Origin of the sequence: Maritimibacter alexandrii (assembly GCF_005871115.1) — a bacterium.
Classification (GTDB): Bacteria; Pseudomonadota; Alphaproteobacteria; order Rhodobacterales; family Rhodobacteraceae; genus Maritimibacter; species Maritimibacter alkaliphilus.
On sequence record NZ_SWKQ01000014.1, the window covers coordinates 66,447 to 90,620 of the forward strand.

The window sequence follows — 24,174 nt, forward strand, 5'->3', positions numbered from 1 at the left end:
GCGCGAGGATCAAATCCTCGCGCCCAAATCCTTGATCTTTCAACCGCTTATTGCAGAAGCGGCGTGATGTTGCGGACGTTGGCCCGACGGTTCTGCCGCTCGGCCTCGGAGGTCACGATCTTAAGCTCGCTCTCCCCGTAGCCCTGCGTGATCATGTTCTCCGGCGGAACATCGAAGTACTCGGTCAGCGCGAGGGCCACGCTTTCGGCACGACGGTCCGACAGGGCGAGGTTATAGGCCGCGCCACCGACCGCGTCGGTATGACCTTCGATCAGGAACACCGCGTCGGGTCGCTCTTCGATCACGCTGCGGATCGCCTGACCCAAGGCGGCCAGTTCTTCCGCCTGCCCCGACCGGATCACGGCCGAGCCGGTGTCGAAGGTGATCGCATCCACTTCGATCACGGGGGCGAGGTCACGCACACCCGAGAACTGACGCACCTGACGCAGGGAATAGGTGCGGCCCGGATCGCGGTCCATTGAAGCCATCAGGGCCTCGCGCAGCGCCGCCTCGTCCGAATCCGACGCGCGGATGTCGTCGATCGGCTCATAGTCCTGCACGTCCTGCTGACTGACAGGTTGCGCCTCGACCGTATCGTCGAACAGCACGTACTGGTCGCCGTTCGGCATGACGCGGGTCCGCTTGAGCACGGTGCCGTCCGCGGCACGAATGGTCACGATGCGCACGCCGTTGTCACGCTCGACAACCGTGCGGGTCGAACCGTCGTTGTAGGACTTGGTCGAGACGACCACGCCCGGCTGACGCAGGATCGTGTCGTCGTTCTTCAGCACCTGATAGGTGCCATCGGGGTTCTGAACCACGATGCGGTCACCCGAGTTCGACACGATTTCCTTGCCATTGGCGAGGATGGTGCCGACGGCGATCCCGCCAAGACCGGCAAGCACGAGCTTTTCGAAATCGGTCAGCTGGCGGTTGAGGCCCGAGCCGTTGTTGTTGCCGCCATTGTTCGACGCGGCGGCTTCTTCGGTCACGGTCGCCGTGGTTTCGAATTCCTCACCCGAGGACCGGGCTTCGGCTTCGGTCACCTCTTCGACGACGACGTCTTCATCCGACGCCATGTCTTCGTCCGTGGCTTCGGCCTCGGCATCCGCAGCGGCGGCGGCTTCGGGCGCCTGATCTTCCATCGGCTCTTCGGGGGCTGACGGCGCCTGCGCGGTTTCGGCCGAGGTCTCTTCCTCGATCCGCTCGCCCGCGGTCATTTCCTCGTCCGACGCTTCGGCTTCGGCTTCGGCGGTGGCTTCGGCTTCGGCGTTCGCGTCTTCTTCAAGCGCGTCGGCCAGTGCGTCTTCGTCGCTCGTCGCTTCGGCTTCGGCTTCCGCTTCTGCGGTCGCTTCAGCTTCGGCTTCCACGGTTTCGTCTGCCGGCAGCTCTTCGGCCAGCTCTTGCGCCGCGTCGCCGGCTTCCTCTTCAGCCGCGTCCGCCGCAGCTTCCGCGGTGTCGGCCGCATCCTCGGCGGTCTGCTCTGCCGCATCCGCCGCGTCTTCGGCGGTCTGTTCGACGGCGTCACCAGCTTGTTCGGCGGTTTCCTGAACCGTATCGGCGGCCTCTTCGCCCGCGTCCACCAGATCGTTGGCGAGGTTTTCGACCAAGCCTTCATCGTCGGCTTGCGCTTCGGCTTCCGCTTCCACTTCGGCCTCGGCCTGTGCGTCGGCCCGCCCCGGCGCATCGGCGGCGGGCGTTTCATCGGCCACGTCCTGACCCGGCGCGTCCGGCGTCGCGGGTTCAGCGGGCGTTTCCGGTTCCTCTGGCGCGGTCTCGGCCTGCTCGGCTTCCTCCGCCTCGCTGGGCATCAGGGTTTCCTTGGCGAGTTCCATCGCGCTTTCGACCCGCACGCCGTTTTCGGTCACGCAGGGAAACGGTCCGGTGACCGTGCACTCTTCGAGGTTCTCTTCGGCATCCTGAGCCAGCACCGGCGGCGTCATCAGCGCCGTGCACAGTGCGACGACCGAGGTCGATTTCAGAGCGTTCTTGAGCATGTTTTGGTATCTCCGTGTTCTGCCCGAGCCTTGGGCTTCGTTGGCGCATCAACGTCGAAGGTATGGGTCGGGTTCCTAGACGACCTGCAAGAAAATGAGACACCTCAGCGGTAATCCGCTGAAAACACGCGCGTTTAGGCGAAACAAAGAAAAACCGCGCCCCAATGGGACGCGGCGTCGTTTTTAGATGCGGGGGTGGCGTCAGCCCGCCTTCATCACCGCGCGTTTGGTGATGACAGCCACAAGGTGCGCGCGGTATTCGGGCGTGCCGTGCAGATCGCCGATCATGCCGTCCGCCGGCACCGAGAGCCCTTCGAGCGCCGAAGGGGCGAAGTTGGCCGACAGGGCCTCTTCCGCCTCGCTCCAGCGGAACACGCCGCCTTCCGAGGCCCCCGTGACGGCCACGCGAACGCCGTTTGCGCCCTTGGTCACGAACACCCCGACAAGGGCGAAGCGCGACGCAGGCTGCTCAAACTTCACGTAGGCCGCTTTTTCCGGGATCGGGAACTTGACGGCGGTGATGATCTCACCCTCGTCCAGAGCCGTCTCGAAGAGGCCGGTGAAGTAATCGTCCGCCGCGATCTCGCGATTGTTGGTCACGATGGTCGCGCCAGAAGCGAGCGCCGCCGCCGGATAGCAGGCCGAGGGGTCGTTGTTGGCGAGCGAGCCGCCGATTGTCCCCCGGTTGCGCACATGCGGGTCGCCGATGTGGCCCGCAAGGTCGGACAGCGCCGGGTAGGAGCCGTCCTTGGCGACGTCGGCATGGCAGGTCGCGCCGCCGATGGTGAGGGTGCCGCCCTCGTTCTTGATGCCTTTGAGCTCGTCGATGCCCGTCAGGGACACGAGGGTCGAGGGCATCGCCAGACGCTGTTTCAACGTCGGGATGAGGGTCTGACCACCGGAGAGGGGCTGCGCCTCCTCCCCGCCCAGAGCCTTGATCGCATCGGCCAGCGTGGTCGGCCGTTCCAGTTCGAATGCGTACATGGTGTCGGTCCTTCCTTACTGGTTCATCGCGGCCCAGACCCGCGACGGGCTGAGCGGCATGTCGATGTGGGTGACCTCGGTCTTGCCCGCGCGTTGCAGCGCGTCGACCACGGCGTTCACCACCGCAGGCGGCGACCCGATGGCCCCGGCCTCGCCGCAGCCCTTCACCCCAAGCGGGTTGTGGGTGCACGGCGTCTGGCAGGAGTGGTCGACGGCGTAATACGGCACGTCGTCAGCACGCGGCATGGCGTAGTCCATGTAGGACCCGGTCAGAAGCTGGCCGTCTTCGTCATAGACGCACCCTTCGAGCAGCGCCTGCCCGATGCCCTGCGCGATCCCGCCATGGACCTGCCCGGACACGATCATCGGGTTCACGATGTTGCCGAAATCGTCGGCAGCCGCGAAGCTTTCGATGGTGACCTTGCCGGTTTCCGGGTCGACCTCCACCTCGCAGGCATAGGCGCCCGACGGATAGGTGAAGTTATTCGGATCGTAGAACGCCGTTTCCTCAAGCCCCGGCTCGATATCCTCGAGCGGGTAGTTGTGGGGCACGTAGGCCGCGAGCGTCACATCGCCCCAAGCAACCGATTTGTCGGTGCCTGCGACCGAGAACGCGCCATCCTTGAGCTCGATATCCCCTTCCGAGGCTTCAAGCAGGTGGGCCGCGATCTTCTTGGCCTTGTTGATGATCTTCTCGGTCGCGCGCACCATCGCCGACCCACCGACCGCGAGCGAGCGGGAGCCGTAGGTGCCCATGCCCATCGGGGTGTTGGCGGTGTCGCCATGCACAATCTCGACCATCGACGGGTCGATCCCGATCATCTCCGCGATGACCTGCGGGAACGCGGTTTCATGCCCCTGCCCGTGGCTGTGCGAGCCGGTCATGACGACCAGACCGCCGGTGGCGTTCACCCGGACCGTGGCGGATTCGTAAAGACCCGCGCGGGCGCCGAGTTGGCCGACGAGATGCGAGGGCGCGATGCCGCAAGCCTCGATGTAGCAGTTCACGCCGAGACCGCGCAGCTTGCCTTTCTTCTTCGATTCTTCGAGACGCGCCTCGAAGCCCGACAGATCGGCGATCTCTTCCAGCTTGGCCATCGTCGCTTCGTAATCGCCCGTGTCGTACTCCACGGCGACCGGGGTCGCATAGGGGAACTGGGTGATGAAGTTCTGACGTCTGAGCGCGATGGGATCGACGCCCAGCTCACGTGCCGCCTTGTCCACCACGCGTTCCAGCTGGAACGTGGCCTCCGGGCGGCCCGCGCCGCGATAGGCGTCGACCGGCACGGTGTTGGTGAACACGGCCTTCACGTTCACGTAGATGAGCGGCGTCTTGTAGTTGCCGGCCATCAGCGTGCCATGCAGCCATGTCGGAACCGAAGGCGCGAAGGTGGACAGATAGGCCCCCATGTTCGCGTAGGTCTCGGTCCGCAGCGCGGTGAAGTTGTTGTCCGCATCCAGCGCCAGTTCGATTTTGGTCACGTGGTCGCGCCCATGCGCGTCGGACATGAAGGCCTCAGAGCGCGACGAGGTCCATTTGACCGGACGGCGAAGCTGTTTGGCCGCGAAGGTGCAGAAGGCTTCTTCGGCGTAGTGGAAGATCTTGGTGCCGAAACCACCGCCCACATCGGGGGCCACGACGCGCAGCTTGTGCTCGGGGATGCCCAGCACGAAGGCGCCCATCAGAAGCCGGATCACATGCGGGTTCTGCGAGGTCGTGTAGAGGGTCGAGTTATCGCCCGCCGGGTCATAGTCGCCGATGGCCACACGCGGCTCCATCGGGTTCGCGACAAGGCGCTGGTTCTTCAGCTCAAGCGTGGTGACGTGTGCGGCATTCGCAAAGGCCTCGTCCACGGCGCCCTTGTTCTCTTCCACGAAGCCCCAGTCGTAACACAGGTTCGACGTCAGATCGTCGTGCACCTTGGGCGCGCCGTCCTCGAGCGCCTTTTTCATGTCGACGACCGCGGGAAGTTCCTCGATGTCGGCCTCGATCGCCTCGGCGGCGTCACGCGCCTGATCGAGCGTATCCGCGACCACGGCGGCGATCGGGTCGCCCACGTGGCGCACCTTGCCCTGCGCCAGAACCGGGTGGCCCGGCTCCTGCATCGGCTGACCATGCTTGTCGGTCACCTGCCAGCCACAGGGCAGCCCGCCGATGCCTTCGAAATCGGCGCCGGTAAAGATGCGGATCACGCCGGGCATGGCGGCGGCCGCCTCGGTGTTCACGCTGTTGATCTTCCCGTGCGCCACGCTCGAGCGCAGGAAATAGACATAGGCCTGTCCGGGCCGGTTGAGGTCGTCCGTGTAACGCCCGGTTCCCGTCAGGAACCGCACATCTTCGCGGCGCTTCATCGGTGCGCCGATACCACCATCTGCTGGCATGGTAATCCTCCCTGGATTGTCGCTGGCTGTGCGCCGTTATTCGGCAGCGATCGACGACACGTCCTGACCGGACGCCGCCATGATCGCCTTGACGATGTTGTGGTAGCCCGTGCAGCGGCACAGGTTGCCCGACAGGTATTCCCGCACTTCGCCCTCGGTGGGCGTCGGGTTCTCCTTCAGCAGCGCCGCGGCGGTCATCACCATGCCGGGCGTGCAGAAGCCGCACTGAAGCCCGTGGTGATCCTGAAACGCCTGCTGGATCGTGCCGAGCGAGCCGTCGGCATTCGCCATACCCTCGATCGTCGTGACATCCGCCCCGTCGGCTTCCATCGCGAACATGTTGCAGCTTTTGACCGATGCGCCGTTCACGTGCACCGTGCAGGCCCCGCATTGCGCGGTGTCGCAGCCGACATGCGTGCCGGTCGCTCCGGCGGTTTCGCGAATGAACGTCGACAACAACGTGCGACCCTCGACCGTGCCCGAAACCGAGCGGCCGTTGATCGTCATGGTTACATTCGTCATGAGATCCTCCCTATTGAACCTGTACTAGACCACCGATCCCGGCCTCTGAGAACCGGGTATCTCGGTGTAAATCCCTGTTGATTTGGCAATTTTCCGTGACCGATTGCTATAGTCCTAAAGTGTCATCCTCCCCGGGGTTGTTTTCGTGTGGGTATCTCTTTCAACAGCCCGCCGACTCCCATCGCGCCGACCTCGGCGCGGGTCGGCGGGTGCCCGGCGGCAAGGCGCTCCAGCACCCAGTCGGCCCCGTTCATGGCCGGTGAGCGGGCGCAGCCCGGCAGGCCGATGACGGGCCGACCATCCCCGAGCGCCCCGTAAAACAAAAGGTTTCCGGGGTCGACCGGCATCCCGAAACGGGTCACCTGCCCGCCGGCCTGCCTGAGGGCTTCGGGGCCGACATCCGCCGGGTCCGACGTGGCCGACGCGGTCAGCACGAGGATCATCGCCGTCTTCGCCGCGCCGATGGCGTCGGCGACCGCTTGGGCGTCGTGCGGCACCTGCACGGTATCGGCCAGCGTCATGCCAAGCGAAGTGAGTCGCCCCTCAATTGCCTTGAACCCCTTGCCGGTCTCCTCGCTGGACCCTGCTTTATGGGTGGTGACGATAAGCGTGGCATCGGGCGTCACCACCGGGGCAAGCCGCACCGCGCCGCGCCCCAGCGCCGCCGCCTTGTCGACCGACGCACGCGCGGCGCCATAGGCGATGACCTTGACCGTCGCGACCATCCCCCCCTCGCCCATCCGGCGCCAGTTGGGGACCGTGGCGAGCGTCACCATATCGTCGACCGCGTTCACCGCGTGAAGCCGGTCGGCATCGAGATGCGCCAGCCCGATCTTCGTTGCGTGGATGTTGACCCGTCCGGTGAAGGGCTTCGAGAGCCGCAGCCCCTCGCCCCCGTCCACGAGCGCATGGGCCAGTGTCATCGCCGCCTCGTCCTCGCCCAGATCGCCCGGTCCCAACCGCGCGACCGTCACCCGCGCGATGCCCGCCGCGCCGAGCGCCGCCACGTGATCAGTGTTCAGCACTGTGCCCTTCTTGAGCTTGCCACCGGGCAAGGCGACCGAATGGGCCAGAACGGCACCTGCGGCCTCGCCCACCGTGACCGCGCCGAACTCCATCAGCCCTGCCTCAGCGCCTGCGTGATCTGCGCCATCACCGAAATCGCGATCTCGGCGGGGCTTTTCGACCCGATGTCCAGCCCCACGGGCGCATGAATTCTGGAGATCTGGTCGTCGGAAAACCCCCGCTCCTTCAATCGATCCACCCGCTTGGCATGGGTGCGGGTCGATCCCAATGAGCCGAGGTAGAAGCACTCCGACGCAATCGCCGCCTCGATGGCCGGGTCGTCGATCTTGGGATCGTGGCTCAAAGTGACCACCGCCGTGCGCGTGTCGAGACCGTAGTCCGGCAGCACCTCGTCCGGGTAATCCTCGCGGATGTCCTCGCCGGGAAAGCGGTGCTCCTGCGCGAAGGCCCCGCGCGGGTCGATGATGAGCGGATCGTAACCCGCGAGCCGTGCCATCGGCACCAGCGCCTGCGCGATGTGCACGGCCCCGACCACGACCATGCGCAGAGGCGGGTTGTGGACGGCAACGAAGGTCTGCTCGTCCTCCTCGAACCCCGACCGATCGCCCCGGAACCGTTCGGGATAATCTTCCCGGCCCACGAGCTTGCGCTCCCACGTCCCGGTGTTCACCACGTAGCCCACCGGCCTGCGCGCCGCGCGCTTGTCGACGAGGTCCGCCAGAACCTCTTCTGACACCGCTTGGCCCACCGGCTCGACCAGCACCCGGATCGTGCCGCCACAGGCCAGCCCGACCGCGAAGGCCTCGTCGTCCGACACGCCGAAGGTCAGGAGCCGGGATTTGCCGTCCTCGACCGCTTCCAAGGCCTCGACGATCACCGCACCTTCGACGCAACCGCCCGAGACCGAGCCCTGAATTTCCCCGGTGCCCGACACCGCAAGCTGGCTGCCCACGGGCCGTGGTGCCGACCCCCAAGTCTGGACGACCGTGGCCAGAACCGCGCCCTTCCCGGCGCGATGCCAATCCAATGCCACCTCGGGAATATCGTCAAACCGGTCCATCAATGGTCCTCCACTCACCCCCGACCCTGCCCCCCGCACCGCACAAGAGCAAGTCCCTCTCTGTGGTCAGCGCCGAGCCTTCGACCAAAGTCTGAGGCGCGGGGGCCAGGCCGCACAGATTTTGCCAACAGCAACTTGCCCAAGTCCCGCGCCCTGCGTAAACCCGTGCGCATGACCAACGTGCTCGACAAGATCAAGGCCTACAAACTCGAAGACGTGGCCGCGCGCAAAGCCGCCCGGCCCCTGTCCGAGGTCGAGGCCGCCGCCCGCGACGCCACGCCCACGCGCGGTTTCGCCACCCGCCTGCAACAGGCCGCCGATACCGGATACGGGCTGATCGCGGAGGTGAAGAAGGCCTCGCCGTCCAAGGGCCTGATCCGCCCCGATTTCGACCCGCCCGCGCTTGCGAAAGCCTATGAGGCCGGGGGCGCCACTTGTCTGTCGGTGCTGACCGACACACCGTCGTTCCAGGGCGCGGACGAATTCCTCGTGGCCGCCCGCGCGGCGACCACTCTGCCCGCGCTGCGCAAGGATTTCATGTACGACACCTATCAGGTGGCCGAGGCGCGGGCGCTTGGCGCCGACTGCATCCTCATCATCATGGCCAGCGTGTCGGATGCACAGGCCGCCGAATTGGAGGCCGCGGCGTTCGAGTGGGGCATGGACGTTCTGGTCGAGGTGCATGACGCCGAGGAACTGGAGCGGGCGACCGCGCTGAAATCGCCGCTCCTCGGGATCAACAACCGCAACCTCAAGACCTTCGAGACCACGCTCGACACCACGCGCGCGCTTTCGAAGATCGCCCCGAAAGACCGGCTTCTGGTCTGCGAATCCGGCCTGTTCACGCCTGACGATCTGGCCGAGATGGCCAAGGTCGGCGCGCGCGCCTTCCTGATCGGGGAAAGCCTGATGCGGCAGGACGATGTGGAGGCCGCGACCCGCGCGATCCTCAAGGACCCGGTGCCGGCATGAGCGGCAAGCTCACCCATTTCGACGAGGCCGGACAGGCCCACATGGTCGACGTCTCCGCGAAAGAGATCACCGACCGCACCGCCATCGCGACCGGACAGGTCATCATGGAACCCGCCACGCTGGCGCTCGTCATGGACGGCACCGCCAGGAAGGGCGACGTGCTTGGCGTGGCGCGGCTTGCGGGCATCATGGGGGCCAAGAAAACCGCGGACCTCATCCCCCTGTGTCATCCGCTTCCCGTGACCAAGGTCGCGCTCGATCTGGTGCCGGACGAAGAGCTTCCCGGCGTGCGCATCACCGCGACCGTCAAGACCTCCGGCCAGACAGGTGTCGAGATGGAGGCGCTCACGGCCGTTTCAACCGCCGCGCTCACCGTCTATGACATGCTGAAGGCCGCCGAAAAGGGGATGCGGATCGAGGGGATCAAGCTTCTCGCCAAAACCGGCGGCAAGTCAGGCACTTACGAGGCGACGACGTGATTTCGGTCGAAGAGGCGCTGGGGCGGATTTTCGACCTCGTCGGCCCCGTCGGCACCGAAACCGTCCCGCTTGCCGAGGCCGCGGGCCGCATCCTTGCCAAGACCGTCACCGCCACGCGCGACCAGCCGCCATTCCCGGCCTCCGCCATGGACGGCTACGCCCTGCGCGGGGTCGAGGCCGACCCGGAAGCGCAGTTCAAGGTGATCGGCGAGGCCAAGGCGGGCGAGCGGTTCACGGGCAAGGTGGGTGCCGGTCAGGCCGTGCGCATCTTCACCGGCGCACCCGTGCCCGAGGGGGCCGACCGGGTGATCATTCAGGAAGACGTGGACCTGCGCGGATCGCTCATCACCCTGCACCGCGACCTGTCCCCCGGCGCGAACATCCGGCCCGCCGGCAACGATTTCCGCGTCGGTGACACGGTCACGGCCCCGCGCCGCCTGTCACCCCGCGACGTGGCCCTGATCGCGTCGATGAACGTGCCGCAGGTGACGGTCGCCAGAAAGCCCGACATCGCGCTGATCGCCACGGGCGACGAACTGGTCATGCCCGGCGAAGAGCCCGGCCCCGACCAGATCATCGCGTCGAACTCCTTCGGCCTGAAAGCGATGCTGGAGGCCGAGGGCGCGACCGTCCGCCTCCTGCCCATCGCGCGCGACAATGCCGAAAGCCTGCGCTTCGTCCTGGGCCTCGCGGCGAGCGCCGATCTGGTCGTGACCATCGGCGGGGCCTCTGTGGGCGATCACGACCTCGTCGGTCCCGTGGCGGCCGAGCTTGGGATGGAACAGGCGTTCTACAAGGTCGCCATGCGCCCCGGCAAACCGCTGATGGCGGGCAAGCTGGGCGATGCCGCGATGATCGGGCTTCCGGGAAATCCGGTCTCGGCAATGGTTTGCGGGACGGTTTTCATCCTGCCCGCGCTGCGCGTCATGCTGGGCCTGCCCGCCGCGCCGGTCACGCCCCACACCGCGACGCTCACCGCCGATCTGGCCGCGAACGGGCCGCGCCAGCATTACATGCGCGCGGTTCTGGACGAGGCCGGGATCGCGGCGATGGACCGTCAGGATTCGGCCCTTCTGTCGGTCCTCGCCACCGCGAACGCCCTGATCGTCCGCCCGCCGAACGACCCGGAACGGGGCAAGGGCGAGATCGTCGAATACCTCCCCCTCTGATTGCATATCGTTGACACGAAACGAGAACACGGGTAGAACTTTACCCGAACAGACCTGTGTGGTCAGAGAACATAACGGGCAGCCGGAGGGCGAACGATGCTGACGAAAAAGCAATTGGACCTGCTGGAATTCATTCACAAGCGCATTCAACGGGACGGCGTGCCGCCCAGTTTCGACGAGATGAAAGAGGCGCTTCAGCTTCGCTCCAAATCCGGCATCCACCGTCTTATCACGGCGCTGGAGGAACGCGGTTACATCCGCCGCCTCGCCCACCGGGCCCGCGCGATCGAGGTGACGCGGCTTCCCGATGCGCTCGACCCCTCCGGCAAGGCCGGGTTCGAACCGCGCGTGATCGACGGCGACAGGCCCGACAGCCGCCCGGCGCAGGCCATGCCGCTCGAAGGCAGCGCGATGGACCTGCCGCTTCTGGGTCGGATCGCTGCGGGCACGCCGATCGAGGCGATCGAGGACGGGCAGAGCCACGTCTCGGTCCCCGGCGCGATGGTCGGCAACGGCAAGCACTACGCGCTCGAGGTCAAGGGCGACTCGATGATAAACGCGGGCATCAACTCCGGCGACGTGGTCATCATTCGTGAGACGTCGCATGCCGACAACGGCGACATCGTCGTGGCACAGGTCGATGGCTACGAGGCGACGCTGAAACGCTTCCGCCGGGCGGGCGACATGATCGCGCTCGAAGCCGCGAACCCGGCGTTCGAGACGCGCATCCTGCCTCAGGGCCAGATCAAGGTTCAGGGCAAACTGGTCGGATTGATCCGCACCTACTGACGCGCGATCAGTAGCGGCAGGTCGGACGCGGCGGGCTGGGTCCGCCGCGTTTTCGTCTGGTCCGCACGGGTCCAGGGCCGGTTGCCCGACACCTGAGCGACCGATGTGACGCGCGGACCGTCAGCGGTCAGTGTGATCGCCAGCGCGCCCGTGCGCGCCAGCGCCGCGCGGTCAAGCATATTGCACCCCTCGGGGTAGCGATCCAGCGGCTTGGCGGCGAAAATCACCAGCGCCTCGGACGCGCAGGCCCCCTCAAGCCGGTCCGCTGCGCCACGACCGCTGACCAGTCTCAACGTCAGTCCGGGCAGATCGAACTGAGGATCGGTCGCCTGCGCCATGCGGGCCGCCGCACCTTCCTGATCCGTGGAATCACCGTCATTTTCCAGCCAGGATCGGGCCGCGAACCCCTCGCCCCGCGCCTTGGTCAACGCGCGTCCTTCGGCGGTCATCGCCCCGATCAGGCTGCCGGATGGCGAAATCAGCACATCGGGGCGCGTCGCCTGCGTCCACAGGGCCAGCGCCGCGACGACCGCGATCGCGCCAGCCGCCCGCCCCGCGCCGCGCAGCAGGATCACCGCCAGACCGCCGAGCGCGATCATGGGCATCACGGCATCGGGCGGCGTGATCACGTGGCCCACCGCACCGTCGAGCGCGGCCACCTTCTTGGCGACCCAGAGAATCCATTCGATCGGCCAGCGCATCAGGTCCAGCGCGATCCAGCTCAATCCCAATGGTGCCAGCAGGGCCGCAAGGACCGCGAGCGGCATGACGAGCGTGCCCATCACCGGCACCGACACCACGTTGGCGATCAGGCCGTAATGCGCCACGCGGTTGAAGATCGCGGCCGAGAACGGCGCAGTCGCCAGCCCCGCCACGAGGGACGAGAGCACGACCGCGAACACGGGCCGGGCCCATTTCGGTAGTTTGCCGCGCTGCACGTCGCGCAACGCCCCGAACACGAACACGAGCGCGGTCGTCGCCGCGAAAGACATCTGAAACCCGGCCTCGACCAGTGATTCCGGTTTCAGGATCAGCAGGATCAGGGCCGCGACCGCCACTGCGCGAAGTGTCAGCGCCCGCCGCCCGACGAGAATCGCGACCAGCATGACCGCCACCATGACGAAGGCACGCGAGGTGGACACGGCCCCGCCCGACATGGCGAGGTAGAACGCTCCGGCGGCCAGCGCCACGACCGCGGCCACCTTGCGCACGTCCATCGACACGCCGACCCCCGGTGTGAGGGCAAGGCCAAGACGCAAAGTGCCGAAGACGAACCCGACGAGCAGACCCATGTGCAGCCCGGAAATCGCCAACAGATGCGCAAGGTTCGATGCGCGCAACGCCTCGACCGTCTCCTGCCCCATCGCGGACCGGTCGCCGGTGGTGATGGCGGCGGCGAAGGCTCCGGCCTCGCCCGGAATTTCAGCCTGAACCGCCGCCGAAATCGCAGCCCGAAGCCGATGGATCGGCAAAGCCCGTTCCGGTAGCGCGAGGGCGAGGGCCGGTTTGGTCGTATAGCCGACCGCGCCGATGGACCTGAACCACGCCATGCGCCGGAAATCGAACCCGCCCGGCTCGACCGGTCCTTCGGGGCCGGACAGGTGCGATGTGACGGCGATCCGCATCCCCGGCACGGGATCGACGAACCCCTGTTGGCCATGCAAGGACACGCGAACGCGGTCCGGCACCTTCCACGGCGCCACATCGTCAAGCCGGACCTGATCCAACGTCAGGCGCACCGCGTCGGACTGGCTCCGGTCGATCACGACGATGCGCCCCTCGACCGGGCCGTAATAGCGGAAATCGAGCACCGGGGCCGCCACCATGGAGGTGCGTCCCCCGGCCAGCATCAGGCCCGTCATCACGGCGGCCGCGGCAAGGAACGGCAGGCCGAACCCCGGCAGGGTGCCGCGCCCGATCAACCAGCCCGCCATGGCCGCACCGACCGCCAGCCCGGCGAGGACCGCCCAGCCGATGACACCCGGTTCGGTGCGAAGAAGGAAATAGACACCGATCCCGATGCCCAGAAAGATCGGCGCGAACAGGATCAACCGTCCGCGCAGACGCTCCAGCCGTTCCGAGATCGCGCTTGCCATGGGCACACTTGTTCTCCCGCCGCGTCCCGTCTATCCCTCCCCCGACGCTACGCCCGAGATGGTTTCCAAAAGGTTAACACCCGATGTCCAACACCCCCGTCGTCACCCGTTTCGCCCCGTCGCCGACCGGATACCTTCACATCGGTGGCGCGCGCACGGCCCTGTTCAACTGGCTTTACGCGCGGGGTCGCGGCGGCAAATTCCTGTTGCGGATCGAGGATACGGACCGCGAACGCTCTACAGCCGAGGCGACGGCCAAGATCTATGACGCGATGGAGTGGCTCGGCCTCGACTACGACGGCGAGGCGATCAGCCAGTATGAGCGCGCGCCGCGCCATGTCGAGGTGGCCGAGGCGATGTTGGCGGCGGGAACGGCCTATAAATGCTTTTCGACTCAGAACGAGATCGAAGCGTTCCGCGAAGCCGCGCGGGCCGAGGGCAAATCGACGCTCTTTCAGTCGCCGTGGCGCGATGCCGATGCGTCGAAGCACCCGGACGCGCCCTACGTCGTGCGGGTGAAGGCCCCCCGCGACGGAGCGACCGTGATCGAGGACCGGGTTCAGGGCGACGTCACTTTCCGCAACGATCAGCTCGACGACATGGTCTGCCTGCGGTCGGACGGCTCGCCCACCTACATGCTCGCCGTCGTCGTGGACGATCACGACATGGGCGTGACCCACGTGATCCGGGGCGACGACCACCTCAACAACGCGGCGCGGCAGATGATGATCTACGACGCGATGGGATGGGACGTGCCGGTCTTTGCGCATATTCCCCTGATCCACGGCCCGGACGGCAAGAAACTGTCCAAGCGGCACGGCGCGGCGGGGGTCGAGGAATACCGGGAAATGGGGTATCCGGCCTCGGCCATGCGCAATTACCTCGTCCGCCTCGGCTGGTCGCATGGCGACGACGAAGTGTTCACCGATGCACAGGCGAAAGAGTGGTTCGACCTCGACGGGATCGGCAAGGGGGCCGCGCGTCTCGACTTCAAGAAACTCGACCATGTCTCGGGTCAGCACATCGCCATGGCCGGGGCCGACGAACTTATTTTGCAGGTGCAGGATTATCTTGACGCGACGTCCCAGGAAAAGCTGACGGATGCGCAGGTCGAAGGCCTGAGCGCGGCACTCGATTTCGTGCGCACCGGCGCCAAGACCCTGCCGCAACTGATTGAAAAAGCGAGATTCATTCTCACGTCCCGGCCCATCGAACGGGATGAGAAAGCGCAGGCCGCGCTTGACGATGTATCCCGTGGTATACTGACGGAATTGACGCCGCAGCTGCAAACTGTTAGCTGGAACCGCGAAGAATTGGAGACTATTCTCAACGCATTGGCAGAGGCCCACGGCATCAAGTTCGGCAAGCTGGCAGCGCCCCTCAGGGCCGCCCTCGCCGGGCGCGCAGCGAGCCCGAGCGTGTTTGACATGATGCTGGTCCTCGGGCGTGACGAAACCATCGCCCGGCTCAACGAGGCCAGCCAGTAACCAGCCTGCCGCCCGGCGGGCCCCAACGAAGGGATATCGGAATGGCGAACCAGACAGGAACGGCGAAGCTGACATTCGGCGACAAGGAGTTGGATCTGCCGATCTACTCGCCAACCGCAGGGCCGGACGTGCTCGACATCACCAAGCTCTATGCGCAGGGCGGCGTCTTCACCTTCGATCCCGGCTATACCTCGACCGGGGCCTGCGAAAGCGCGATCACCTTCATCGACGGCGAAAAGGGTGAGCTTCTGCACCGGGGTTACCCGATCGACCAGCTGGCCGAGAAGTCCCATTACCTCGAAGTCTGCTTCCTGCTGCTCTACGGCCACCTGCCGACCGCCGCCGAGATCGAAGACTTCGAATTCCGCGTGACGCGCCACACCATGCTGCACGAGCAGATGGCCAAGTTCTATTCGGGCTTCCGCCGTGACGCGCACCCGATGGCGATCATGGTGGGTGTGGTCGGCGCGATGTCGGCCTTCTACCACGACTCGACCGATATCGCCGATCCGTGGCAGCGCGAAGTCGCGTCGATCCGCATGATCGCGAAGATGCCGACCATCGCAGCCATGGCCTATAAATACACGATCGGCCAGCCCTTCGTGTATCCGCGCAACGACCTGGATTACGCGTCGAACTTCCTTCACATGTGCTTCTCGGTGCCGGCCGAGACCTATGAGGTGAACCCGATCCTGAGCCGTGCAATGGACCGGATCTTCACCCTGCATGCCGATCACGAGCAGAACGCCTCGACCTCGACCGTACGTCTGGCCGGTTCGTCGGGCGCCAACCCGTTTGCCTGTATCGCCGCCGGTATCGCCTGCCTCTGGGGACCGGCGCATGGCGGCGCGAACCAGGCCTGTCTTGAGATGCTCAAGGAAATCGGCTCGGTCGACCGCATTCCGGAATTCATCGCGCGTGCGAAGGACAAGAACGACCCCTTCCGCCTGATGGGCTTCGGCCACCGCGTCTACAAGAACTTCGACCCGCGCGCGAAGGTGATGAAACAGTCGGCGGACGAAGTGCTCGACCTGCTGGGGATCGAGGACAACCCGGTGCTTCAGGTCGCCAAGGAGCTGGAGAGGCAGGCGCTGGAAGACCCGTATTTCGCGGAGAAGAAGCTGTTTCCGAACGTCGATTTCTACTCCGGCATCATTCTGGAAGCGATGGGTTTCCCGACCTCGATGTTCACCCCGATTTTCGCCCTGTCGCGGACCGTCGGCTGGATTTCCCAGTGGAAAGAGATGCTTGCGGAGCCGGGCCACAAGATCGGCCGCCCGCGTCAGCTTTACACCGGCGAGACGCTGCGCGACTACGTGGACGTCGAGAACCGCTGATCCGGTTCTCACAGAACACCAAAGGCCGCCCCGACCGGGCGGCCTTTTTCGTTGCGGGCGTTCATTCAGACGGTCAGAATTGGCGCATGTCCAAGGTCACCAACCTCAACCAGATCCGAAAGCAAAAGGCTCGCGCCGACAAGCGCGCCGAGGCCGACGCGAACGCCGCGAAATTCGGGCGCACCAAGGCGCAGAAAGCATTGGAACAAGCCGAAGCGGACAAGGCGCGGCGGGAACTGGACCGGCACCGCAAGGATGACTGATGCCCGCCCCCGCAAGCATTCGGTGACCCTGCGCGGGCATCGGACCTCGATCTCGCTCGAGGATGAATTCTGGGATGCGTTTCGCGAGATCGCCGAGGCCGAGGGCAAAGGCGTGAACGAGCTGACCGCCGAGATCGACGAGGCGCGCGGCCTATCCTCGGGTCTGGCATCCGCGATCCGGCTTTACGTGCTGCGCCACTACCGCGGCTGACCCTGAGTGCGACATCGCGCAGGCGCCGAAAAGTGAACCGGAGAGCTGTCCGGCACGTTACCTCGACAAAACGAGGTGTCAGCCATGCGTGCCAAATCCATCCTTCTCTTCGTCGCGGCCGTCGCCTTTGCGCTCGGCCCCTTCCTCGTCCCGGGATTCGGCGGGTTCGATCCGAACCTCTACCCCAATCCGCAGGTCGATCCGCCGGTCCAGCCCGCCGGATATGCCTTCGCGATCTGGGGGCCGATCTACCTGTGGCTCGTGGCCTCGACCGGGTTCGGACTGCTCAAACGGCATGACGTTGCGGATTGGGATCCGATGCGCCTGCCCCTGCTCGTCTCGCTGGTGATCGGGGCGATCTGGCTGCCTGTCGCGATGGTGTCCCCGATCTGGGCGACGATCCTGATTTTCACCATGCTGATCTCCGCCGCCATTGCGATGCACCGCGCGCCGGATCGCGACCGCTGGTGGGCTGCCGCTCCGGTCGCGTTCTACACCGGCTGGCTTACGGCGGCTTCGTTCGCCTCGCTCGGGCTGACCGGCGCGGGGTTCGGGATCGTACTGGGCGAGGTCGGCTGGGCGCTGATCTGTATCGCGATGGCATTGGGCGTAGCCCTTTTCATCCATGCAGGCCGCCGCCACGAATGGGTGTATTTCCTGAGCGTGATCTGGGCGATCTTCGCCATCGCGGTCAAGAACTGGGGCGATGTCTGGATCGTGGTCGGGGCCGCGGCCGTGGGCGTCGTGGTGCTGGCCGTCGCCCTCGTCCGGTCCATCGTCGGGCGCGGGCGGCACGGGGTCGACGCCGCCGCTTGACGTGGCGGGCCAGTTCCGGTGGGGCGCGGCGGATACGGCATCCCGCCGGTACGGCACCAGTATTCTAGGATACTAGAATCCTAGTATTCTGGTAGCCTCAAGCCACTGACGCGAAAAGCATAAATTCTCGATTGTTAAGAAAGAGGTTAACCGAGCCGGTTCAGAGCCATCTCCAGAACCCGGCCCACATCCCGGCTCATCGGCCGCACACCCGCCTGAACATCGGGGAAAGAGACCCAGTCCGCATCGGTGACATCGTCGGCCGCACAGGGCCGCCCTGACAAATAACGGCAAGCGACCGCGTGCAGCGCGTAGTGGAACCCCTCACCCCTGGCCTCCAGCGTGACGAGCACCGCGCCGGCCTCCGCCCGCACGCCGGTTTCCTCGCGCAGTTCCCGCACCGCCGCCTGCTCCACGGTTTCGCCCGGCTCGACCTTGCCGCCCGGATAGCCCCAGAGGCCCGCGTCCGGCGGATTGGCCCGGCGCACCAGCAGCACGCGCTCTTCCCGCAGGACCACGGCAAGCGCAGCCTGCGTGGCCGTCATTCCGCTGCCGTGCGTTTCGGGTTCAGCATGTCCTTGAGGTAATGCCCGGTGTGCGACGCTTCGACCGCCGCCACGTCTTCGGGCGTGCCGGTCGCCACCAGAGTGCCGCCGCCGTCGCCGCCCTCCGGCCCGATGTCGAGAATCCAGTCCGCCGTTTTCACGACGTCGAGGTTGTGCTCGATCACGACCACGCTGTTTCCCTGATCGACCAGTTCGTGGAGCACTTCGAGCAGCTTCTTCACGTCCTCGAAATGCAGGCCCGTCGTCGGTTCGTCGAGGATGTAAAGCGTGCGCCCAGTGGACCGTTTCGAAAGCTCTTTCGACAGCTTCACCCGCTGCGCTTCGCCCCCCGAAAGCGTCGTCGCCTGTTGACCGACCTTGATATAACCAAGACCGACGCGCATCAGCGCGTCCATCTTTTCGCGGATGGTTGGTACGGCCTTGAAGAACTCCTGCCCTTCCTCGACCGTCATATCAAGAACGTCGGCTATGCTCTTGCCCTTGAACTGAATTTCCAGCGTCTCGCGGTTGTATCGCTTGCCCTTGCAGGTCTCGCACTCGACATAGACATCGGGGAGGAAGTGCATCTCGATCTTGATGACACCGTCGCCCTGACAGGCCTCGCAGCGCCCGCCTTTGACGTTGAACGAAAACCGCCCGGGCTTGTAGCCGCGCGCCTTGGCCTCCGGCAGCCCGGCGAACCAGTCGCGGATCGGGGTGAAGGCGCCCGTGTAGGTCGCGGGGTTCGAGCGTGGGGTGCGCCCGATGGGACGCTGGTCGATGTCGATCACCTTGTCGAGGTGCTCTAGCCCCTTGATCGTCTCGCAGGGCGCGGGCGTCTGGCGCGCGCCGTTCAGGCGCATCGAGGCGGTCTTGAAAAGCGTTTCGATGGTCAGGGTCGACTTGCCGCCGCCCGACACGCCGGTCACGCAGACGAACTTACCCAGCGGAAATTCCGCCGTCACCTTTTGCAGGTTGTTGCCCGTGGCCTTGACCACGGTCACAGACTTGCCGTTCCCCTTTCGCCGTTCCGCCGGGACACCGATTTCGCGCGTTCCGGCGAGGTATTGACCGGTGAGCGAGGCGGAGTCGGCGGCGATCTGGCCGGGCGTCCCCTTGGACACGACCTGACCGCCATGCACGCCCGCGCCGGGGCCGATGTCGAAGACGTAATCCGCCTCGCGGATCGCTTCCTCGTCATGCTCCACGACGATCACGGTATTCCCCTGATCGCGCAGGTTCTTCAGCGTGGTCAGAAGCCGCCCGTTGTCGCGCTGGTGCAGGCCGATGGACGGCTCGTCGAGCACGTAGAGCACCCCCGTCAGACCCGAGCCGATCTGACTGGCCAACCGGATGCGCTGGCTCTCGCCGCCCGACAGCGTGCCGGAGTTGCGGCTGAGGGTCAGGTATTCGAGGCCCACGTTGTTCAGAAAGCCCAGCCGCTCGCGGATTTCCTTCAGGATGGCGCGCGCGATCTCGTTCTTCTGCTTGGTCAGGTGCTCGGGCACCGTCTGGCACCAGTCGTAGGCTTCCTTGATCGACATCTCGACCACCTGCCCCACGTGAAGCTCGGCGATCTTGACCGCCAGTGCCTCTTCCCGCAGACGATAGCCGCCGCAGTCGCCGCAGGGGCGGTTGTTCTGATAGCGCTCGAATTCCTCGCGCACCCAGTTCGAATCCGTCTCGCGGTAGCGCCGCTCCATGTTCGGGATCACGCCTTCGAAGGGACGCGTAACCTCATAGACCCGGCCGCCCTCGTCGAAGCGAAACTTGATCTCTTCCTCGCCCGAGCCGTGCAGGAACACCTGCTGGACATGGGCCGGAAGGTCTTTCCACGGCGTCGCCATGTCGAATTCATAGTGGCGTGCGATGGATTCGATGGTTTGGCGGAAATAGGGCGACTTGCCCTTGCGCCACGGAGCGATGGCCCCGTCATAGACCTTGAGCGCGGCATCCGGCACGACGAGGCGTTCGTCGAAGAACAGCTCCTGGCCCAGACCGTCGCAGGTCGGACAGGCCCCGAAGGGCGCGTTGAAGGAAAACAGGCGCGGCTCGATTTCCGGGATGGTGAAACCCGAAACCGGACAGGCGAAGTTTTCCGAAAACGTCTGACGCTCAGGTTCGCCTTCTTTCGGCGCGGTCTCCAGAATGGCGATGCCGTCGGCGAGGTCGAGCGCGGTGCGCAAGCTATCCGCCAGCCGCGTTTCCAGCCCCTCGCGCACAACGATCCGGTCGACCACCACGTCGATGTTGTGGCGGAACTTCTTGTCCAGAACCGGGGGTTCCTCCAACTCGTAGAACGCGCCGTTTACCTTGACGCGCTGGAAACCCTGCTTGCGAAGCTCTTGAAATTCCTTGCGATATTCGCCCTTGCGGTCGCGCACGATGGGGGCCAGCAGATAGGCGCGCGTGCCCTCTTCCATCTCCATGATCCGGTCGACCATGTCCTGCACCTGCTGCGCCTCGATGGGCAGTCCGGTCGCGGGCGAAAACGGCGTCCCGGCACGCGCATAAAGCAGGCGCATGTAGTCGTAGATCTCGGTCACCGTGCCCACCGTGGAGCGCGGGTTCTTCGACGTCGTCTTCTGCTCGATGGAAATCGCGGGGCTGAGGCCCGAGATATGATCGACGTCCGGCTTTTCCATCATGTCGAGGAACTGGCGCGCATAGGCGGACAGCGACTCCACATAGCGGCGCTGCCCTTCGGCATAGATCGTATCGAAGGCGAGCGACGACTTGCCGGACCCCGACAGGCCGGTGATGACCACCAGCTCGTCGCGCGGAATATCCACGTCGATGGACTTGAGATTGTGCTCGCGCGCACCGCGCACTTCGATGAACTTCTGTTCGGGCATTTCACACCTCGGGAGGGACAGGCCCATTAGATAAGGCAATCAGACACAGGCGCAAACGGAAAATGAGAACGAAGTGTGAACTTTCGCTCTCAAATCCATTCTTCGCAAACACCCGCCTATGGGCTACGCTTCCTGTAATTCAAAAGATCATTTCCGGGGGACGTCATGTTGCGCGCCATTTTCACCGCTTTGCTTTTTCTCGCCACGACGGTCGCGGCCACGGCTCAGGACCGTCCGTCGGCCATCCTGGTGCTCGACGCGTCGGGGTCCATGTGGGGCCAGATCGAAGGGGTGAACAAGATCGTCATCGCGCGGGAGGTCGTGGGCGACCTTCTCGGCACGCTTCCCGAAGATCAGGCGCTGGGGCTTGTCGCCTATGGGCACCGGACCAAGGGCGACTGCGGCGACATCGAATTGCTATATGAACCCGGCACCGATCGCCAAGCCATTGCGGATGCGGTCAACGGGTTGAATCCAAAAGGCAAAACGCCGCTCTCCGCCGCCGTTCTGCAAGCCGCGGAAACCCTGAAATATACCGAGGAAGCCGCGACCGTGATCCTCGTCTCCGACGGGATCGAGACCTGCGATTTCGACCCCTGCGCGCTCGGTCGGCAGCTTGAGGAAACCGGCGTCGGCTTCACCGCCCATGTCATCGGTTTCGACGTGACCGAACCGGAGGCGCAGGCCCAGCTTCAGTGTCTGGCCGAAGAGACGGGCGGCATGTATCGCGCGGCCTCGAACGCGAGCGAATTGTCCGGTGCGCTGGAAGAGGTCGCCATCGCGGAACCCGAGCCGGAGCCGGAACCCGCCATCCACACGATCACCTTCCGCGCGACCGATGGCGAGAACGGGCCGATCATTCCCGAAGGTCTGGTCTGGACCATCGAAGGGGGCGAGCAGGTTTATGCCAACAAGGTCGAGGACGACAGCCTGAGCTATGGCATGGCGGCCGGAACGGCGGGCACCGCCGAGGTGCTGCGCCTGTCGGACGAAGCCACCGGAACCGCCAGCTTCACCATCGGGGGCGGCGACATGGTCATCACCATCGCCCTGCCCGCGTATGTTGAACCCCTGCCGGACGCGACCGTCGAAGCCCCCGCCTCGGCACCCGCCGGGTCGCTCGTGCCGGTGAGCTTCACCGGGCCGGACGCCGAGGGCGATTACATCGCCTCGGCCACCGCCGACAAGGACGACGGATATTACGACGCCTACGACTACACCCGGAATGCCGAGGATGGTGTCGTCATGGTGCGGATGCCGCCCGTCGCCGGCCCCGCCGAAATCCGCTACATGCTTGGCAGGGGCGGCGATGTGCTTGCCCGGACGGCCATCGAAGTGACGCCGCTCGACATCCAGATCACCGCGCCGGACGAGGCGGCGGTGGGGATGCGACCCGAGATCGAATGGGTCGGCCCGGATTACAGGGGCGACTACCTGACCGTCGCCGCGCTGGATCAGGGCGACGGGTATTACGAGACCTATGCCTACACCCGCGACGGTAATCCGCTTGCGGTTCCGATGCCGACCGAACCCGGCACGTACGAACTTCGCTATGTTCTGTCGGCCTCGCGTCACGTCGCGGGCCGGTCGGAACCATTCGAGGTGAACGAGACGATGGTCACGCTCGACGGCCCGGACGAAGCGGTCGCGGGCGCGGATGTCGAGATCGGCTGGACCGGGCCGGACGCCAAGAACGACTATATCGGGATCGGGCGTGTGGGGCGCGATGAACGGCCCTACCTGACCTATACCTACACCAACGCGGGCAACCCGCTGGTGGTGAAGGCACCGATCGAGCCGGGCGACTACGAGATCCGGTATTTCCTTGGGCAGGACCAGTCGGTGCTGCATTCCGAACCGATCACCCTGACCGCCGTCGGCGCGTCGATCACCGCCCCGCCCTCGGCTCTCGGCGGCTCGGAAGTGTCGGTGGAGTGGACCGGCCCTGACTACAAGTCGGACTACCTTGCCGTGGCCAAGGTCGGCGCGGATGGGGGCGATTACGTCACCTACACCTATACGAACGAAGGCAGCCCGCTCGACATCCTGATGCCGACCGACGCAGGCGATTACGAAATCCGCTATATCGCCAGTCAGGGCAGCAAGATTCTGGGAAGCACGCCGATCTCGGTCGAGGCGGCGACGGCCACCCTGTCGGCCGCTGCGTCGGCTCCCGCAGGCAGCGATATCTCGGTCACGTGGGAAGGCCCGGCCACCAAGGGCGACTATCTGACCGTGGCCGAGACCGGGTCGGACGCCGGGGATTACATCACCTACACCTATGCGCAGGAAGGCAGCCCGCTCGACATCCAGCTTCCGTCCGTGGCTGGCACCTATGAACTGCAATACGTTCAGGCCGGGCGACCGGCCAAGGTGCTGACCCGCACACCGATCACGGTGAGCGAAGTGACGGCCACGCTTGGCGGTGCCCTCGTCGGTGACAAGATCGAGGTGACATGGGACGGCCCCGGTCATCGCCGCGACTACGTGGCGATCGCGACCCCGGAGTCGAACCTGAGCACCTATGAGGATTATGCCTACACATCGAACGGCAATCCGGCGGTTCTGGACGTTCCCGAAGCCTCGGGCACCTATGAGTTGCGCTATATTCTGGACGGGACGACCGACCGCATCCTGGCCACCACGCCCTTCACCGTTCCGTGACGCGCATCGGAGACCCTTGACGTATTCATTTTTTGGAATATATTCGTCGTCAAATGCGAATGAAGGATGTGTTCCAATGCTGAAAGCCATGTTCGGAGGGCGCTCCATGCCCAGCCTGTCGCCGAAGGACGCGGTCGAAAAGGCCGCCGCCGGCGAAATCACCCTGGTCGACGTGCGCGACCACAACGAGCTTGCCATGACCGGCAAGGCCGAGGGCGCGGTTCATATCCCGCTCGCGGTCATCCGGATGCAGGCCGACCCGCGCAGCCCGGATTTCAACCCGGCGCTGGATACGAACAAGCCGGTGGCGGTGTACTGCGCCTCGGGCGCCCGCTCGTCGATGGCGGCTCAGGTGTTCTCGTCCTTCGGGTTCGACGTGTCGAACATCGGCGGGCTTGGTCACTGGCAGATGGCGGGCGGCAAGATCGTGCGGGCCTGACCCGTCCGTTCGAAATTGAAACAAAGGCGGACGATTCCACACCGGGATCGTCCGCTTTTTCTTAATCCCTTGGTCCGAGCA

20 protein-coding genes are annotated in these 24,174 nt (G+C 65.4%); 11 read left to right on the forward strand and 9 right to left on the reverse strand.

Annotation, left to right across the window (positions count from 1 at the left end; all coding sequences use genetic code 11):
• Window positions 1-47 precede the first annotated feature (47 nt).
• The 6 genes from FCT00_RS17005 to FCT00_RS17030 all read right to left on the reverse strand — a co-directional run bounded on the left by FCT00_RS17005 (window position 48) and on the right by FCT00_RS17030 (window position 7,971).
• On the reverse strand, window positions 48-1,997 hold the full coding sequence (locus FCT00_RS17005) for an OmpA family protein (RefSeq protein WP_138423975.1): 1,950 nt from the start codon (window positions 1,995-1,997) through the stop codon (window positions 48-50).
• 201 nt (window positions 1,998-2,198) lie between these two features.
• On the reverse strand, window positions 2,199-2,981 hold the full coding sequence (locus FCT00_RS17010) for an FAD binding domain-containing protein (RefSeq protein WP_138423976.1): 783 nt from the start codon (window positions 2,979-2,981) through the stop codon (window positions 2,199-2,201).
• Window positions 2,982-2,996: 15 nt separating this feature from the next.
• A complete protein-coding gene (locus FCT00_RS17015; protein ID WP_138423977.1) occupies window positions 2,997-5,363 on the reverse strand; it encodes a xanthine dehydrogenase family protein molybdopterin-binding subunit in 2,367 nt (788 codons plus the stop codon).
• Window positions 5,364-5,399: 36 nt separating this feature from the next.
• Window positions 5,400-5,885, reverse strand: coding sequence for a (2Fe-2S)-binding protein (locus tag FCT00_RS17020; protein ID WP_040884415.1), 486 nt, complete (start codon window positions 5,883-5,885; stop codon window positions 5,400-5,402).
• 122 nt (window positions 5,886-6,007) lie between these two features.
• Window positions 6,008-7,003, reverse strand: coding sequence for a molybdopterin-binding protein (locus FCT00_RS17025; RefSeq protein WP_138423978.1), 996 nt, complete (start codon window positions 7,001-7,003; stop codon window positions 6,008-6,010).
• Window positions 7,003-7,971, reverse strand: a complete 969-nt coding sequence (locus FCT00_RS17030) for an XdhC family protein (protein ID WP_138423979.1) — start codon at window positions 7,969-7,971, stop codon at window positions 7,003-7,005. The genes FCT00_RS17025 and FCT00_RS17030 overlap by 1 nt, the downstream gene beginning before the upstream one ends.
• A 171-nt stretch (window positions 7,972-8,142) precedes the next feature.
• On the opposite strand from FCT00_RS17030, the gene trpC reads away from it, so the two are divergent.
• The 4 genes from trpC to lexA all read left to right on the forward strand — a co-directional run bounded on the left by trpC (window position 8,143) and on the right by lexA (window position 11,380).
• Window positions 8,143-8,943: an indole-3-glycerol phosphate synthase TrpC gene (trpC, locus tag FCT00_RS17035; RefSeq protein WP_138423980.1), complete on the forward strand. Its 801-nt coding sequence runs from the start codon at window positions 8,143-8,145 to the stop codon at window positions 8,941-8,943.
• Window positions 8,940-9,422 carry a cyclic pyranopterin monophosphate synthase MoaC gene (gene moaC / locus FCT00_RS17040; RefSeq protein ID WP_138423981.1) on the forward strand — a complete coding sequence of 161 codons (483 nt, stop codon included), beginning with the start codon at window positions 8,940-8,942 and terminating at the stop codon, window positions 9,420-9,422. Before trpC ends, moaC begins: the two co-directional genes overlap by 4 nt.
• Window positions 9,419-10,591, forward strand: coding sequence for a molybdopterin molybdotransferase MoeA (locus FCT00_RS17045; protein WP_138423982.1), 1,173 nt, complete (start codon window positions 9,419-9,421; stop codon window positions 10,589-10,591). Before moaC ends, FCT00_RS17045 begins: the two co-directional genes overlap by 4 nt.
• 96 nt (window positions 10,592-10,687) lie before the next feature.
• A complete protein-coding gene (lexA, locus tag FCT00_RS17050) occupies window positions 10,688-11,380 on the forward strand; it encodes a transcriptional repressor LexA (RefSeq protein ID WP_008329183.1) in 693 nt (230 codons plus the stop codon).
• Here lexA and FCT00_RS17055 read toward each other — a convergent pair.
• Window positions 11,374-13,476 (reverse strand): ComEC/Rec2 family competence protein, encoded by a 2,103-nt coding sequence (locus FCT00_RS17055; RefSeq protein WP_138424215.1) that lies wholly within the window; start codon window positions 13,474-13,476, stop codon window positions 11,374-11,376. The genes lexA and FCT00_RS17055 overlap by 7 nt on opposite strands.
• Before the next feature lie 83 nt (window positions 13,477-13,559).
• On the opposite strand from FCT00_RS17055, the gene gltX reads away from it, so the two are divergent.
• The 5 genes from gltX to FCT00_RS17080 all read left to right on the forward strand — a co-directional run bounded on the left by gltX (window position 13,560) and on the right by FCT00_RS17080 (window position 17,590).
• The gene (gltX, locus tag FCT00_RS17060) at window positions 13,560-14,963 is read left to right on the forward strand and encodes a glutamate--tRNA ligase (RefSeq protein ID WP_138423983.1); all 1,404 of its coding nucleotides are present in this window, start codon (window positions 13,560-13,562) and stop codon (window positions 14,961-14,963) included.
• 41 nt (window positions 14,964-15,004) lie between these two features.
• Window positions 15,005-16,300: a citrate synthase gene (gltA, locus tag FCT00_RS17065; protein WP_138423984.1), complete on the forward strand. Its 1,296-nt coding sequence runs from the start codon at window positions 15,005-15,007 to the stop codon at window positions 16,298-16,300.
• An 86-nt stretch (window positions 16,301-16,386) separates the two neighbouring features.
• Window positions 16,387-16,563, forward strand: a complete 177-nt coding sequence (locus FCT00_RS17070; RefSeq protein ID WP_138423985.1) for a DUF4169 family protein — start codon at window positions 16,387-16,389, stop codon at window positions 16,561-16,563.
• Window positions 16,556-16,774 carry a ribbon-helix-helix domain-containing protein gene (locus FCT00_RS17075; protein ID WP_008329196.1) on the forward strand — a complete coding sequence of 73 codons (219 nt, stop codon included), beginning with the start codon at window positions 16,556-16,558 and terminating at the stop codon, window positions 16,772-16,774. The genes FCT00_RS17070 and FCT00_RS17075 overlap by 8 nt, the downstream gene beginning before the upstream one ends.
• Window positions 16,775-16,858: 84 nt before the next feature.
• Window positions 16,859-17,590 carry a hypothetical protein gene (locus FCT00_RS17080; protein ID WP_138423986.1) on the forward strand — a complete coding sequence of 244 codons (732 nt, stop codon included), beginning with the start codon at window positions 16,859-16,861 and terminating at the stop codon, window positions 17,588-17,590.
• Window positions 17,591-17,736: 146 nt separating this feature from the next.
• On the opposite strand, the gene FCT00_RS17085 is transcribed toward FCT00_RS17080, so the two are convergent.
• Together FCT00_RS17085 and uvrA are read right to left on the reverse strand one after the other, a co-directional pair.
• Window positions 17,737-18,135, reverse strand: coding sequence for an NUDIX hydrolase (locus tag FCT00_RS17085; protein WP_138423987.1), 399 nt, complete (start codon window positions 18,133-18,135; stop codon window positions 17,737-17,739).
• Complete coding sequence (uvrA, locus tag FCT00_RS17090) at window positions 18,132-20,990, reverse strand: excinuclease ABC subunit UvrA (RefSeq protein ID WP_138423988.1); 2,859 nt, start codon at window positions 20,988-20,990, stop codon at window positions 18,132-18,134. Before uvrA ends, FCT00_RS17085 begins: the two co-directional genes overlap by 4 nt.
• Before the next feature lie 165 nt (window positions 20,991-21,155).
• Between uvrA and FCT00_RS17095 the strand changes: the two genes are divergently transcribed.
• The gene (locus tag FCT00_RS17095) at window positions 21,156-23,654 is read left to right on the forward strand and encodes a vWA domain-containing protein (RefSeq protein WP_138423989.1); all 2,499 of its coding nucleotides are present in this window, start codon (window positions 21,156-21,158) and stop codon (window positions 23,652-23,654) included.
• Between the two features lie 76 nt (window positions 23,655-23,730).
• On the forward strand, window positions 23,731-24,093 hold the full coding sequence (locus FCT00_RS17100) for a rhodanese-like domain-containing protein (protein WP_008329202.1): 363 nt from the start codon (window positions 23,731-23,733) through the stop codon (window positions 24,091-24,093).
• The last annotated feature ends 81 nt before the right edge of the window (window positions 24,094-24,174 follow it).